14 protein-coding genes are annotated in these 14,576 nt (G+C 69.9%); 6 read left to right on the forward strand and 8 right to left on the reverse strand.

Going from position 1 to position 14,576, the window contains the following annotated elements; all coding sequences use genetic code 11:
- The 4 genes from U9983_RS13495 to U9983_RS13510 all read right to left on the reverse strand — a co-directional run.
- On the reverse strand, positions 1–233 hold a 233-nt coding region (locus U9983_RS13495), incomplete at its 3' end, for a hypothetical protein (RefSeq protein ID WP_322754357.1).
- A 156-nt stretch (positions 234–389) separates the two neighbouring features.
- Positions 390–560, reverse strand: a complete 171-nt coding sequence (locus tag U9983_RS13500) for a CsbD family protein (RefSeq protein ID WP_322754358.1) — start codon at positions 558–560, stop codon at positions 390–392.
- Positions 561–623: 63 nt separating this feature from the next.
- Complete coding sequence (locus U9983_RS13505; protein WP_322754359.1) at positions 624–923, reverse strand: GlsB/YeaQ/YmgE family stress response membrane protein; 300 nt, start codon at positions 921–923, stop codon at positions 624–626.
- Between the two features lie 839 nt (positions 924–1,762).
- Positions 1,763–2,170 carry a hypothetical protein gene (locus tag U9983_RS13510; RefSeq protein ID WP_322754360.1) on the reverse strand — a complete coding sequence of 136 codons (408 nt, stop codon included), beginning with the start codon at positions 2,168–2,170 and terminating at the stop codon, positions 1,763–1,765.
- A gap of 137 nt (positions 2,171–2,307) precedes the next feature.
- Between U9983_RS13510 and U9983_RS13515 the strand changes: the two genes are divergently transcribed.
- Together U9983_RS13515 and U9983_RS13520 are read left to right on the forward strand one after the other, a co-directional pair.
- A complete protein-coding gene (locus U9983_RS13515) occupies positions 2,308–4,041 on the forward strand; it encodes an ABC transporter ATP-binding protein (RefSeq protein ID WP_322754361.1) in 1,734 nt (577 codons plus the stop codon).
- Between the two features lie 98 nt (positions 4,042–4,139).
- Positions 4,140–6,059 (forward strand): ABC transporter ATP-binding protein, encoded by a 1,920-nt coding sequence (locus tag U9983_RS13520; protein ID WP_322754362.1) that lies wholly within the window; start codon positions 4,140–4,142, stop codon positions 6,057–6,059.
- A gap of 186 nt (positions 6,060–6,245) precedes the next feature.
- Here U9983_RS13520 and U9983_RS13525 read toward each other — a convergent pair whose 3' ends face one another.
- From U9983_RS13525 to U9983_RS13535, 3 genes are read right to left on the reverse strand one after another with little or no spacing between them, the layout of a single operon-like run.
- Positions 6,246–7,292: an NAD-dependent epimerase/dehydratase family protein gene (locus U9983_RS13525; protein WP_322754363.1), complete on the reverse strand. Its 1,047-nt coding sequence runs from the start codon at positions 7,290–7,292 to the stop codon at positions 6,246–6,248.
- Positions 7,293–7,346: 54 nt separating this feature from the next.
- The gene (locus U9983_RS13530) at positions 7,347–8,585 is read right to left on the reverse strand and encodes a HAMP domain-containing sensor histidine kinase (protein WP_322754364.1); all 1,239 of its coding nucleotides are present in this window, start codon (positions 8,583–8,585) and stop codon (positions 7,347–7,349) included.
- Positions 8,582–9,286 carry a response regulator transcription factor gene (locus U9983_RS13535; RefSeq protein WP_322750834.1) on the reverse strand — a complete coding sequence of 235 codons (705 nt, stop codon included), beginning with the start codon at positions 9,284–9,286 and terminating at the stop codon, positions 8,582–8,584. The genes U9983_RS13530 and U9983_RS13535 overlap by 4 nt, the downstream gene beginning before the upstream one ends.
- A 164-nt stretch (positions 9,287–9,450) precedes the next feature.
- Between U9983_RS13535 and U9983_RS13540 the strand changes: the two genes are divergently transcribed.
- The 4 genes from U9983_RS13540 to U9983_RS13555 are packed head-to-tail and all read left to right on the forward strand — an operon-like array spanning position 9,451 to position 12,966.
- On the forward strand, positions 9,451–10,167 hold the full coding sequence (locus U9983_RS13540; protein WP_322754365.1) for a glycosyltransferase family 2 protein: 717 nt from the start codon (positions 9,451–9,453) through the stop codon (positions 10,165–10,167).
- Positions 10,164–10,802 (forward strand): TIGR04282 family arsenosugar biosynthesis glycosyltransferase, encoded by a 639-nt coding sequence (locus U9983_RS13545; protein WP_322754366.1) that lies wholly within the window; start codon positions 10,164–10,166, stop codon positions 10,800–10,802. Before U9983_RS13540 ends, U9983_RS13545 begins: the two co-directional genes overlap by 4 nt.
- On the forward strand, positions 10,799–11,461 hold the full coding sequence (locus U9983_RS13550) for a class I SAM-dependent methyltransferase (RefSeq protein WP_322754367.1): 663 nt from the start codon (positions 10,799–10,801) through the stop codon (positions 11,459–11,461). Before U9983_RS13545 ends, U9983_RS13550 begins: the two co-directional genes overlap by 4 nt.
- Positions 11,458–12,966 carry a glycosyltransferase 87 family protein gene (locus U9983_RS13555; RefSeq protein ID WP_322754368.1) on the forward strand — a complete coding sequence of 503 codons (1,509 nt, stop codon included), beginning with the start codon at positions 11,458–11,460 and terminating at the stop codon, positions 12,964–12,966. The genes U9983_RS13550 and U9983_RS13555 overlap by 4 nt, the downstream gene beginning before the upstream one ends.
- Here U9983_RS13555 and U9983_RS13560 read toward each other — a convergent pair.
- The gene (locus U9983_RS13560; protein ID WP_322754369.1) at positions 12,933–14,534 is read right to left on the reverse strand and encodes an AMP-binding protein; all 1,602 of its coding nucleotides are present in this window, start codon (positions 14,532–14,534) and stop codon (positions 12,933–12,935) included. The two genes, U9983_RS13555 and U9983_RS13560, sit on opposite strands and share 34 nt — an antisense overlap.
- Positions 14,535–14,576 lie beyond the last annotated feature (42 nt).

The raw sequence follows: 14,576 nt of genomic DNA on the forward strand, positions 1-14,576 counted from the left end.
CCTGCCACCAGGGCGTGCAGAGTTCTTCGGACGCGATCGGGGTCACCCACGCGCTCCGCGGCGGCCGCTGTGGGCACGCCACGCACCAGGACCGATTTCCCTGTCCGTGACCAGGTGTTTTTCCAGAGCCAGCTGCCGATGCCCGGCGTACTCACGGCCGCTGGCCGTCGCCGCGACGTCCTGCCCACCCCCGGAATACGCAGGACCTTTCCCACGACACCCGGCTGCACCATCAGCGGTCATGGTCATCCCTCTCAACCGATATACCTATCAGCGAGAAGGAACCCGGAACAGGCGTACGGACCAGACCAGGACGAGAACACGGCCACGCTGATGTGCAGGAACCACGTTACGCCGCCGGCCGCCACCGGCCGGATGACGTGATGTGTCTACCTGACTGTGCCCTTGACGTTTTCGCCAGCCTGCTTGAGATGGCCGCCGGCCTGCTCTTCGGCACCTTCTACTTCCAGGTCCCGGTCGGCGGTGACCCGGCCGGTGGTTCGCCGGGTGTTTCCCTTGATCTGCCGAAGCGTGTTCTTAATCGTGTTGATCAGACTCATGGGTATCCTCCTGCAAGACTAACTGCCGCGGGCCACGCCGCGGTCCGCGGCGGCCGGTGGGGGTCAGAACCGGGCGCGGCTACGTCCGCGGCTGTGGTTCTGGCTGTGGCTACGGTTGCCGGTCACCACTTGCACGATCACGAGCAGGATCACCGATCCGATAATTGCGGTGACCCACGTGGAGAGGTTAAAGAAGTTGTTGAGAGAATGGACGTGGAACACGACCTTGGCGAGCCACCCACCCAGGAGCGCCCCGACGATCCCGGTGATCCCGGCGAGAACCCAGCCGGTGCGCTGTCCTGTGACTCTTTCTGCGATGAGTCCGGCGACCAGCCCGAGAACGATCCACGCGATAATGCCCATGACAACCTTTCATCTTGTTATCCTGATCATGGTCTACCCGCCTCCCATCGGACCAACCCCGACATCCCCTGTCGATTCGGCGCGGGTCGGCCGACCAGGCGGAAAACAGCCGTCTCCGGACCCTGGCCGGGCGCTTCGGGCCGGATCGGGTCGGCTGTGTGCGCCAAGAGCAGGTGCTGGCCGGTGGGCTGCCGTCCCCGTCCAGACGCCGGTGCCCCGGCTGGGCAGGACAGACTTTCGGGCCAGTTTTTCGCCGGCCGACAGCGGGATCACACCATGGCTGTTGGCAGGAGTCGGTCCGGCCTGTGATGTTCGGATTGTGAGAGGAATTTGTTTTTGGAAGTCGCAGGCCATGTGAAATTCGTCTCAACGAGAATTTCGACAAAGATCGTACCTGGTCGCGTGGAATACACCCGTGCCAGCGGCCAGCGGGCCGGGAACGGCCACATTATGGTCCCTGTTAGACCGCCTCGACAAATCTTCGGACCACTGTAGTCCGAGGACTATGCAATGGAAAGAGGCGGTAATGGTGCATACTGTTCCACACTTCATCCAATGGCCGGTTCGTAACACCGCCGGTGGTGCCAGGAACAGTACGTGCTCTCCGACGTGCGGGCGTGGGCACAGGCCGCGGGGAACGCCACCTACGACTCGATCGGAACCGAGGGTTTCGACACCGAGCCGCGGACCAACGCGCAGACAGAGAGCGTAGCGCGCCTACGCGGACGGTATCTGGGGGCCGGTCACCGACCAGGCATTCACCCTCGCGCGTTCCACCTACGTCACCGGCTGACAACTGTGCATTCGTAGGGTCGCGCGTCGCCGATCTCCTGTTACTTCTACAGGCACCCGCCGAACGGCAGTCGTTTGGCGGTGGCGAACTCCGCCTCGGCGAGACGGGCGGTGGCGTGCAGGGTGCCGAGATGGTCGAGTTCCCAGCCGAGGCGGGGCGCCGCGTCCTGAGGTGTGGCCCGGACGGTGCCGTCATCGGGCTCCAGGTTTCCCTCGATCTGGGTGGGGTCCTGCGGCAGGTAGCGGACCTGGACGGAGATGATGACCAGATCGTGCCCGTCTGCGCCCGGGCCTACCTGTCTTCGAAGGTCATCAAGGACCCGACCCCGAAGGGTTATCCCGGCGCCCCACACGGCCTGGTCGGCACGTCTGTAGCCGGCTTGGTCGGGATGCGTCGCGCTGCGGCCCGGAAAACGCGTTGACGTGAAGCCGGGTTCAGCTCGTACTGTTCTCATATGTCGGCGGTGTGGTGACCGTTCGTCGGTTGCGCGGGGTGGCGCCGTGGTCCTCCCCCGGACCGGAGCAGCGGTGTGACAGCCTTGCCACCGTCTGGACCATCGTCCCGTCCCGCCCCGCCGCCGAGAGAGACCGCATGCTGATCCGACTCCTGCGGGCCCACCTCGGCCCGTACACCCGGCCGATCACGATCGTGGTCGGCCTGCAGCTGGTGGCGACGATCGCCATCCTGTACCTGCCGACTCTGAACGCCGACATCATCGACCACGGGGTGATCACCGGCGACACGGGCTATATTCTGCGTACAGGTGGGATCATGCTCGGGGTCGCCGCCGTACAGATCGTCTGCGCGGGCGCCGCGGTGTACTTCGGCGCCCGGATCGCGATGGCGCTCGGTCGGGACCTGCGGGCGGCGCTTTTCGACCAGGTGCAGTCGTTCTCCGTCCGTGAGGTCGGTCGGTTCGGCGCACCATCCCTGATCACCCGGGCGACCAACGACGTCCAGCAGGTTCAGATGCTGGCGCTGATGAGCTTCACGCTGATGGTGTCCGCACCGATCATGTGTCTGGGCGGTATTGTGCTGGCCCTGCACCAGGACGCCAGGCTGTCGACCCTGCTCATCGTGATCGTACCGGTTCTCGGCGCGATCATCATCGCGATCGTGCGCCGGATGAAGCCGCTGGGCCGGGCCATGCAGGAGCGCCTTGACGTCGTCAACCGGATCCTGCGCGAACAGCTCAGCGGGTTGCGAGTGATCCGCGCCTTCGTCCGCGACGACTACGAGCAGCGCCGGTTCGGGGTGGCCAACGCCGAGCTGACCGATGTCTCGCTGCGGTTCGGCCGGCTGATGGCGCTGATGTTTCCGCTGGTGCTCACGGTGGTGAACGTCGCCAGCGTGGCCGTGCTGTGGTTCGGCGCGCACCGCATCGACGCCGGCCAGATGCAGATCGGCGCGCTCACCGCCTTCCTCAGCTACCTCATGCAGATCCTGATGTCGCTGATGATGGCCACCTTCATGTTCATCATGATCCCTCGTGCTGAGGTGTGCGCCGAACGCATCGGGGAGGTGCTGGCGACCGAGTCCACGCTGTTGCCGCCGGTGAACCCGGTGCGTTCCCTCGACCGGCACGGCGAGCTCGAGCTGCGCGACGTCGGGTTCGGCTATCCCGGAGCCCAGGCGTCGGTGCTGCGCGGGATCAGCATTCGGGCCCGGCCCGGTCAGGTCACGGCGATCATCGGCGGCACCGGTAGCGGGAAGACGACGTTGATCGGCCTGATCCCGCGGCTGGCCGATGCCACGCAGGGTGCCATTCTCGTTGACGGCGTCGATGTCCGCGAACTCGACCCGGCGTTGCTGGCCGCCACCGTCGGGCTGGTCCCGCAGAAGCCCTACCTGTTCTCCGGCACGATCGCAACCAATCTGCGCTACGGCAACCCGGCCGCCACCGACGCCGACCTGTGGCACGCACTCGAGATCGCGCAGGCGAAGGGGTTCGTCGAGGCCATGCCCGAGGGCCTGGACAGCGTGATCGCCCAGGGCGGAACCAACGTGTCCGGCGGTCAGCGCCAGCGCCTCGCGATCGCCCGGGTGCTGGTCCGCCGCCCGGAGATCTATCTGTTCGATGACTCGTTCTCGGCGCTGGACTACGCGACGGACGCGCACCTGCGGGCCGCACTCGCCCGGGAGACCATCGCCGCGACCGTCGTGATCGTCGCTCAGCGGGTCTCCACCATCCGCGAGGCCGATCAGATCATCGTGCTGGACGGCGGCGAGGTGGTCGGTACCGGCACCCACCACCAGTTGATGGCTGGCAACACCACGTATCGGGAGATCGTGCTCTCCCAGCTTACCGAGGAGGAGGCCGCATGACCCGCCAGGCACCGGTACCGGGCCAGGCACCTGGCCCGGCAGGGGTACCGGGCCAGGCACCGGCACCGGGTCAGGCAGCGCGTCGAGGTCCGGCGCCCATGGCTGGTCCGGGTCGTTTCTTCATGGGTCAGGGCCCGGCGGAGAAGTCGATGGACTTCTCCGGGTCGGGCCACCGGCTGCTCGGTCTGCTGCGTCCGCAGGGCCACCTGTTCGTCGTGGCCATCGGGCTGGCGACGGTGAGCGTCGGGTTCACTGTGCTCGGCCCACGGTTGCTCGGGCATGCCACCGACCTGGTGTTCGCCGGGATCTTCAGCCGGCGGCTGCCGGCCGGCACGTCCAAGGCGCAGGCCGTCGCGCAGCTGCGCGCCACCGGCCACGGAACCCAGGCTGACCTGCTCTCCTCGCTCGACGTCACGCCCGGTCATGGGATGGACTTCGCAGCGATCGGCTCCGTGCTGATGTGGGTGCTCGTCGTCTACGCGCTGGCGGGGCTGTGCGGCGTCGTGCAGGCCCGGCTGGTGAATGTGGCCCTGCAGCGGGTACTCGGCGGGCTACGCGGGGATGTGCAGCTTAAGATCTCCCGGCTGCCGTTGCGCTACTTCGATCACCAGACGCGGGGTGAGGTGCTCAGCCGGGTCACCAACGACATCGACAACCTCGGGCAGAGCCTGCAGCAGAGCCTGTCGCAGGTCATCGTATCGCTGCTGACCATCGTCGGCGTGCTGTCGATGATGCTCTGGATCTCCTGGATTCTGGCGTTGATCGCGCTGGTCACGGTGCCAATATCGATCATAATCGCAGCGCGGATCGGGAAGTTCGCGAAGCCGCAGTTCGTCGCCCAGTGGAAGATCACTGGTCGGCTCAACGCGCACATCGAGGAGATGTACACCGGGCACGCACTGGTTCGGGCTTTCGGCCGGCAGGAGGAGTCCGCGCAGCTCTTCCGTGACCACAACGAGCGGCTCTTTACCGCCAGCTGGCGCGCCCAGTCCATCTCCGGGCTCATGCAACCGGCGATGATGTTCATCGGGAACCTCAACTACGTGCTGGTGGCGGTCGTCGGTGGGCTGCGGGTCGCCTCCGGCGCGCTGTCGATCGGTGATGTACAGGCGTTCGTCCAGTACTCCCGGCAGTTCAGTCAGCCGCTGTCCCAGGTCGCGAGTATGGCGAACCTGGTGCAGTCCGGGGTGGCCTCCGCGGAGCGGGTGTTCGACCTGCTTGACGCAGCCGAGCAGAAACCCGACCCGGCCACGGCCGCGCACCCGGACCGGCTGCATGGCCGCGTCACCTTCGAGCACGTCATGTTCCGTTACGAGCCGGACCAGCCGCTGATCGAGGATCTGTCGCTGACCGCGGAACCCGGTCACACCGTCGCGATCGTCGGCCCGACCGGTGCCGGCAAGACCACCCTGATCAACCTGCTGATGCGGTTCTACGACCTCACCGGCGGTCGGATCACCTTGGACGGGGTCGACATCGCCGCGATGTCACGGGAGGAACTGCGGGCAAGCATCGGCATGGTGCTGCAGGACACCTGGCTGTTCGGCGGCACCATCGCGGAGAACATCGCCTACGGCGCCGAGGGTGCCACCCGGGAGCAGATCGTGGCCGCCGCGACTGCCGCGCACGTCGACCGGTTCGTGCACACCCTGCCGGCCGGCTATGACACCGTGCTCGACGACGAGGGCGCCGGTGTCAGCGGCGGGGAGAAGCAGCTGATCACCATCGCCCGGGCGTTCCTCGCGGAGCCGCTGATCCTGGTCCTGGACGAGGCCACCAGCTCGGTGGACACCCGCACCGAGGTACTGATCCAGCAGGCCATGTCGACCCTGCGGGCGGGGCGGACGGCGTTCGTGATCGCGCACCGGCTGTCCACGATCCGGGACGCGCACACCATCCTGGTGATGGAGAACGGCGCGATCGTCGAACAGGGCAGTCACGCCGAGCTGCTCACGGCCGACGGCGCTTATGCGCGACTGTACCGGGCCCAGTTCGCGCAGGCGGTCGCCGAGGTCTGACCCGGACGGCCCGAGCCCCTCGCCTTCGGACCCGCTTCTTGATCCACGCCCCTGTTGCCGGGTGCTCTTAACGATGTGAATCTGATGCTCCTGCCACAACACCAGATTCACATCGTTCCCACAGAGCGACCAGCAACAGGGGACGCGCCCTCGCGGGGCCGGGGCGAAGGGATGCTCGGGTAGCGGTCAGCCGCGCAGGGGGGCGTGGGCGAAGGCTGCCACACCTTCGTCGAAATCGACCGTCGGCTGATAGCCCAGAGCGTCGCGGGCCAGCGCCGACGAAGCGGTCACGTGCCGGACGTCACCGGCGCGATACAATCCGGTGACGACGGGTTGCGGGCCGCCGTGTGCCCGGGCCAGGGCGCCGGCCATCTCGCCGATCGTGTGGGGCTGTCCACTTCCGATGTTGAAGGCCCGCAGCCGGCCCGGTGTGGCTGCACCCGGCGCCAGCGCAAGGACGTTCGCCCGGGCCACGTCATGCACGTGGACGAAGTCACGCAGCTGTCGGCCGTCCTCGAAGACCTCGGGCGCGGCGCCCCGCTCGAGCGCACTGCGGAAGATGGACGCGACGCCCGCATAGGGGGTGTCGCGGGGCATCCGGGGGCCGTAGACGTTGTGGTAGCGCAGCGCGATGGCCTGTGCGCCGGTGCCGACCGCCCACGCCGCGGCGAGGTGTTCCTGCGCGACCTTGGTGGCCGCGTACACACTTCGCGGCTCCAGCCGGGCATCCTCGCCGACCAGGGTCGGCTCCAGCGGCTGGCCGCAACTGGGGCAGGGCGGCTCGTACCGTCCGGCTCTGAGATCCAGGTCATGGCGGGGAGCGGGTCGTACCGGCCCGTCGGCGGCGCAGCGGTAGGCACCTTCGCCGTAGACGACCATCGAGCTCGCCAGGACCAGCCGGCGCACACCGCGGCTGGCCATCGCAGCCAGTACCACCGCGGTACCGAGGTCGTTGTGCGAGGTGTAGGCCGGCAGGTCCCCGAGGTCGACGCCCTGGCCGACCATGGCGGCCAGGTGGCACACGGCGTCCACCCCGTCGAGCGCGGCGTCCACCGTGTCGGCATCCCGCACGTCGCCGACGACAAGATCGACACCATCGGTCGGAAGCGGGCGTCCTCGGTGGATCGCCGGGTGCAGCGCGTCGAGCACCCGGACGTGTTCACCGGCCTGTACCAGGGCTTGGACGAGGTGAGAGCCGATGAACCCGGCGCCGCCGGTGACGAGGATCCGCACAACGGCGACGGTATAGCCGTTCCGGGCGTTGAATCCTTACGAGCCGGGAAAACATCACGCGGTGAGCGGGAGCGCCACGACGAACCGGCAGCCGCCGGCGATGTTGTGTACGGTCACGTCGCCGCCGTGTGCTTCGACGATGCCGCGCACGATCGCCAGCCCGAGGCCGGACCGGCTGCCCTGGCCAAACCGGCTGCCCTGGTCGGTGCGCACCTCGCGCCCATGCTGCGGGCTGTCGTGCGGGGTGTCGTGCCGGGTGTCGTGGGCGGTGCCGGCTTCGGCAGCGAGCCCGCGTGGCGTGCGCGCTGTCTCACCCCGGTAGCCGGTCTCGAACAGTCTGCCCAGGTCGGCATCGGGAATCCCGCCGCAACTGTCCGCGACCGCGAGCACGGCGCGCCGGTCGGACACCTGACCGGTCACCGCGACCGTACCGTCGCTCGGCGTGTGTCGGATGGCGTTCACCAGCAGGTTGGTCAGGACCCTGCCCACCTCAGCCACATCGACCTCGACCTTGGCGGTGTTGTCGGCGTGGCCGTGGAGCAGGACGCCCTTGGCGCGGGCGAGCGGATCCGCGGCGGCGACGGCATCGGAGATGACATCACTGAGCGCGACGCGCTCCAACGTCAGCTCAAGGGTCCCGGCGTGGAGCCGGGACAGCTCGAACAGGTCGTCGACCATCGTGGTGAGGCGTTCACAGGCGCGCACCATGGTGCGGTGGTAGCGGGCCACGGTGGCGGCGTCGGTGACCACCCCGTCGTCGAGGGCCTCGGCGGTGGCGCGGATGCCGGCGATCGGCGTGCGCAGGTCGTGGCTGACCCACGCGACCAGCTCGCGCCGGCTGGCTTCCAGCGCCCGCTCCCGTTCCCGGGCCGCGACCAGCCGGACGTGGGTGTCGTCCAGCGCACGGGCGATCGCCGCGAGCTCTGCCGTCGGCGGCGTCGCCCACGACGGTCGGTAACCGTCCTCACCAAGGTGGCCGGCCGCATCGGTGAGGGTCACCGATGCCCGGGCCACCGGGCGTCCGAGCCAGAGCGTCGTTGTGGTCGCGGCCACCGCGGACACGGCGAGCACGATGAGCACGACATCGAGATCGTGGTTGGAGAGGAACATCGCCTCCGCGGTTCCGGCGACACCGGCCGCCATCGCGCCGACTCCGACGACGACCACCGCCGCGCCCCAGATCCGCACCGATGCGCGCCACAGCACCCGCAGCCGCAACAGGGGCAACGCCAGCAACGGCGCGGCCAGCGAGCAGCCCAGCGCGATCCCGGCGATCTCCAGAAACGCCGTCATGCCAGGTCCACTGCGCGGACGCGGCCCGCTTCGCACCGGTACCCGACGCCCCAGACGGTCACCAGCACCTGCGGCGCGGTCGGGTCGTCCTCGACCTTCTCCCGCAGCCGTCGGATGTGGACGGTCACCGTCGAGGGGTCGCCGAAGGTCCAGCCCCACACCTGTTCGAGCAGTGCCGGCCGGGAGAACGCCTCGCCCGGGTGCGCCAGGAGGAAGGCGAGCAGGTCGAATTCCCGGACGGTCAACGCGAGTGGCTCGCCGTCGCGGGTAGCCGTGCGCGCGGCGACGTCGACGACGAGACGTCCGGTTCGCAGCACGCCGCGGCCCGCCGGCGGCGGCTCCAGCGTGCGCCGCAACACCGACTGGACCCGCAGCACGAGTTCACGCGGTGAGAAGGGTTTGGTGACATAGTCGTCGGCGCCGGTCTCCAGCCCGGCGATGCGGTCGGACTCCTCGCCCAGTGCGGTCAGCATGACGACCGGGACCTGCCGGTGTTCCCGCAGGCGCCGGCACACCTCCAGCCCACCGATACCGGGCAGCATGAGGTCCAGCACCACCAGGTCCGGCGGCCGATCGGCCGCCGCGGCAAGCGCGGACGGTCCGTCCGCGGCCCGGTCGACATCGAAGCCGGCATGCGACAGATAACGGTCGACGACGTCGGCGACGGTCGGATCGTCCTCGATGAGCAGTACGCACACCACCCGCTCACGGTAGTTCGCGCCCCGGCCCGCTGGCACCGTGGTAGCCGGGCCGTCCCCGATTCGTAAGATCTGCGCGGCCCAGGGCGCACACTCCGGACAGTTCGCGGTCGATGTTCCGTGTTCTGTAAGAGATTCGGCCACAATCGGTGACTAAGCTGCCGACCATGGTTACTGAAAGTCAGGTCAGCGGCGGCAACGTCGTCGACGATGGTGTTGCTGTGGATGTTGTGGTGGATGTCGTCCTGCCCTGTCTGGACGAAGCCGCCGCCCTGCCCTGGGTGCTGGCGCGCATGCCCGCCGGCTACCGGCCGATCGTGGCGGACAACGGGTCCACCGACGGCTCGCCGACCATCGCCCGGGAGTTGGGCGCGCACGTGGTGCATGTGCCCGAACGCGGCTACGGCTCGGCGGTGCACGCCGGTCTGCTCGCGGCCACGGCACCGGTCGTCTGTGTCTGCGACGCGGACGCCTCCCTCGACCCGAGGGACCTGCCGCGTCTGGTCGGGCCGATCGACGCCGGCAGCGCCGATCTCGTGCTCGGCCGGCGCCGGCCGACGGTGGCCCGCGCGTGGCCGTTGCATGCCCGGGCCGGTAACGCGGTGGTCGCCCGGGAACTTCGCCGGCGCGCCCGGGTGCCGGTCCGCGACATCGGCCCGATGCGGGCAGCCCGCCGGGAGGACCTGCTCGCGCTCGGTGTCACCGACCGACGGTTCGGCTACCCGCTTGAGCTCATCGCGCTCGCGGCTGCGGCGCAGTGGCGCATCGTCGAGCTCGACGTCGGCTATCTGCCCCGCCGCGGCCGGTCCAAGGTCACCGGAACCGCGCTGGGCACGGTCCGCACCATCCGGGACATGTCCGCGGTGCTGGGACGGATGGCATGAGGCTGCTGGTCATCGCCAAGGAACCGGTGCCCGGGAAGGTCAAGACCCGGCTCACCCCCCCGTACAGTCCGGCCGAGGCAGCCGCGTTGGCCGCGGCCGCGCTCGCCGACACCCTGGACACCGTCGTCGAGGCATGTCGGCGCCACGGCGCCCGGCCGCTGGTCGTGCTCGAGGGCAGGCCCGGCGCCTGGCTGCCGCCGGACGTGCCAGTGATCGACCAGGTCGACGGACCGTTCGACGAACGCCTCGCCGCCGCCTTCGACACCGCGTCGGGCGAGCCGGCCCTTCTGATCGGGATGGACACGCCACAGGTCAGCGCAGGTGTGCTCGTCGCGGCATGCCAGGCGTTGGAGCAGGCCGACGCCGTGTTCGGCCGGGCGCTCGACGGCGGCTGGTGGGCCCTTGGGCTGCGCCACGCCGACGGTTGCGTCGTGCGTGGCATCCCCACCTCGACGGCGCGGACCGGGGCGCTCCAGCACGCCCGGCTGCGCGCGGCGAACCTCACCGTGGCCGAGCTGCCGGCGCTTCGTGACGTCGACACCGCCGCCGACGTGGAGCCGGTTGCCAGCCTGGCACCCGCCGGGCGGTTCGCCGCCGCGGCACGGGCACGGGCACGTGTGGGGGTGTCCCGGTGAGTGCCCGGTCGGTCGGCCTGCGCCCGGCCACCGTCTACGAGAGCGCATTGCGTTCGTCGGAGCCCACCCTGTGGGCGACGGGCCGCCGTGGGCGCAGGCGGTTGCCGGTCGCCACGTGGCTGGGCGCTCCCGCCCCGGCGGACGAGCTGATCCTGGTCCGGTGCACCGGGCCGACGCTGGACGTCGGCTGTGGGCCGGGGCGCCTGACCGCCGGCCTGGCCGCACGCGGGGTTCCCGCGCTCGGCATCGACGTGGCGCCGTTCGCCGTCGCGTTGGCACGGCGGACCGGTGCCTCGGCGTTGTGCCGGGACGTCTTCGGCCCACTGCCGGGGGAGGGGCGCTGGCGTGAGGTGCTGCTGATCGACGGCAACATCGGGATCGGCGGGCAGCCGCGACGCCTGCTGGCGCGCGTCGCGCGGTTGTTGGCACCGGGGGGCTCGGTTCTGGTCGAGCTCGACCCGCCGGGCACCCCGAGCGGGGCGTACTGGACGCGGTTGGAAGCCGGCGGCATGGTCAGCGCGCCGTTTCGCTGGGCGGGCGTCAGCGTCAACGGGATGGGGCCGCTCGCCGCAACCGCGAACCTGCGCGTCGGCGAGACGTGGCAGTGCTCCGGTCGGCATTTCGGCCGGCTGGTGTCCACCGCCGGCAGGTGGACATGAGCGCGGATCTGACCACGGATCTGACCACGAACGCCACGGCCCGGCCACACCTGCAACCCGGCGTGGGCCGACCACGTTCCCGGTGGGCGATGGTCACGGCATCGGCGGCGCTGGTCGGCGTGCTCGGCCTGGAATACGCGGTCATCGCCCAGCCGGGCCCGCTGCCGGGCCGGGCACCCGTGCTGTACCTGACCCTCGGCTGGTGGGCGGCGGCCGCGCTCGGGGTGGTGCTGCTGGTCCGCGTGGCGCCCCGGCGGGTGGCCGCGGGCCTGCTGCTGGCCGGCGCCGTCGCGGTGCACGTCCTTGCGATCACATCCGGGCCGCGGATGAGTGACGACCTCTACCGCTACGTCTGGGACGGCCGGGTGCAGGCGTCCGGGATCGACCCGTACCGGTACGCGACGGACTCGCCGGAGCTGGCCCACCTGCACGATGCCTGGCTGTGGCCTGACGATGGCGGCTGCGCCGCGATCGGGCGGGGCCCGGGATGCACGCGGCTCAACTACCCGCGGGCACACACGATCTACCCGCCGGTCGCCCAGGCGTACTTCACCGTCGTGCACTACCTGCCCGGTCCGCCGCGCGAGCACAAGGTCCAGTTCTATGCGGCGCTGGCGTCACTGGCGCTGACCGTGCTGCTGATGCGGACGCTGGCGGCATCGGGCCGCGATCCCCGGCTTGCCGCGGCCTATGCCTGGACGCCGCTGGCCGGTCTGGACATCGGCATCGACGCGCATGTCGACGTGGTGGCGGCGCTGGCCGCTGTGGGTGGACTGGCGCTGCTGTCACCGCGCATCGGTGACCCGGGCGGTTCACCGTGGCGGCCCTCGGCGCGACGCGCCGCCGCGGCCGGCGCCCTGCTGGGGGTCGCCGTGGCGGTGAAGCTGTACCCGGCGCTGCTGCTGCCGGCCGCGGCGCGGCGCCACCGTCTGGTGGTGCTCACCTCGGCGGTCGGTGTGGTCGTCCTGTCCTACCTGCCCCACGTCGCCGTGGTGGGCACCGACGTCCTCGGCTTCTTACCGCAGTACCTGTCGGTCGAGGGTTACCAGGACGGCGGCCGGTTCCTCCTGCTGGGTCTGATCGGTCTGACCGGCACATCGGCCAAGGCCGTCGCGGGGGTCGTGCTGGCCGCGGTCATGATCGTGATATGGCGGTCCGGTCCGGACCGGGTCGGCGTCGAACGTGGCGCACTGTGGCTGTTCGGGACGGCCTTCCTGGTCGCAACCCCGGTACAGCCCTGGTATGGCCTGCTGCTCGTGGTGCTCGCCGTGCTGGCGGGCCGGCTGGAGTGGCTGGCCGTCGCCGCCGCGCCCTACATCCTCTACATGGCGCTGTTCACCGACCTCGCGGTCACCGACAACATCGCCCGGCCTGGTGGCTACCTGCTCGGTGCGGCCGTGGTCGGCGTTGTCGGTGCCGGTCGGTCGGTGGTCGGTGCCCGTGCGAGGTCGAGCCGCCCGGGTATCGGTGGTCAGTGCCCGTGCGAGGTCAAGCCGCCCGGGTAGTTGCCGCCGCCGTGGTCGGTGTCGATCGTGTCGTAGTCCTTGGCCCCGTTGACGCGTGGCAGGGCGTCGACGAAGACGACCGTCCGAGGCTTCTTGAACGACGCGATCTGGGCCCGACAGTGTTCGATCAGCTCGGTGTCGGTGGCGTTCGCGCCGTCGCGCAGGACGACCACCGCCTTGACGGACTGTACCCAGCGGTCATCCGGGACGCCGATGACGGCGGCCTCCCGGACTGCCGGGTGACGTTCGAGGCAGGCTTCGACCTCAGCCGGGTAGATGTTCTCCGCCGCCGATTTGATCATCCGTGTCGCGGTGCCGACGAAGGAGATGCGGCCGTCGGGCAGCCGCCGTCCCAGATCGGTGGTGTGCCAGCCACCGGTTCGGGTCCGGTGCGCGTTGTCCTGCGGTCTGTCCCAGTAGCCCGCGTGGACCAGCGCGCCACGGACGACGATCTCTCCGACCTCACCGTCGGGGACCTCGGTGCCCTCCGGCCCGACGATCGTGATCCGGGCGAACGGGACAGGACGTCCGACGGTCGGGCTCCACTCCTCGTGCCCGAGAGCGGCGTAGAGGCAGAAGCCGGTCATTTCGGTCTGACCGAATCCACCCATGTGGCGGCCCCAGGGACTGCCGTCGGGGGTGACCATGTCCGCCCAGCCCGCAATCATCGTCAGCGGGCTGCGCAGGGAACGCAGGTCGAAACGTCGGTCACGGTTGGTCTCGACGAGCGCTGCGACCTGCGGCGGCATCAGGAACGCCGAGGTGCACCGCTCGTCTTCGATGAGTCGGCACAGCTCCTCGGGGTCGCTGCGGCGGACGAAGACGTTGGTGCCGCCCCAGACGAAGGTCGTCGCGGTGTGCTGGAAGGTGCCGATGTGGAACAGCGGACCGGAATTGAGGAAGATCTGGTCGCCATCCGCGTAGAAGAGGGCACCGATGACGCTGGCCTGCGCGACCAGGTTCGCCGAGGTGAGCATCGACCCGGCGGGCCGACCCCCGTGCGCGGCCGTGTAGATGACGAGCACGGGGGCGTGCGGATCGGGATCCGCGGGCGGCAGCGCCGCGTTGCCCGCGGCCAGGAAGCCCTCGTACGTGTCGGGTCCGTCGCTGTCGGGCTCATCGCTGTCGGGCCCGCTCTGGGACCCGTTGGTGTCGTGGCGCAGCCAGAGCGCGGTGTGCGTGGCCCGCTTGCGCGCCTCCCCGACGGTCGGCCCGATTTCGGTGTCCTGCCAGACGATGACGGTCGGCCGCAGGTCGTCGATGACGAACGCCATCTCCTCGGCGGAATGCCGCCAGTTCACCGGGCAGAGCATGGCGCCGAGCCGTGCGCCCGCCAGGACCAGTTCGAGCGCCCGGTGGCAGGTCTGCCCGAGCCACAGCACCCGCGAGCCACGTGTGACACCTGCGCTGTGGAGTGCGCCGGCGAGCCGGGCGACTCGATCGTCGAGGTCGGCGTAGGTCACCCGGTGTTCCCCACACACGGTGGCGGTGTGGCCCGGACGCGAGCGGCCGTGTTCGGCGAGGAGTTCGGCGAGCGTCGGCCAGGTGCCGACCGGTACCGCGGACATCAGGTGTCCACCCGGTGCGGTCCCACCGAGCTGGCCCGGGTC

Origin of the sequence: Protofrankia sp. Cas3 (assembly GCF_963555955.1) — a bacterium.
Classification (GTDB): Bacteria; Actinomycetota; Actinomycetes; order Frankiales; family Frankiaceae; genus Protofrankia.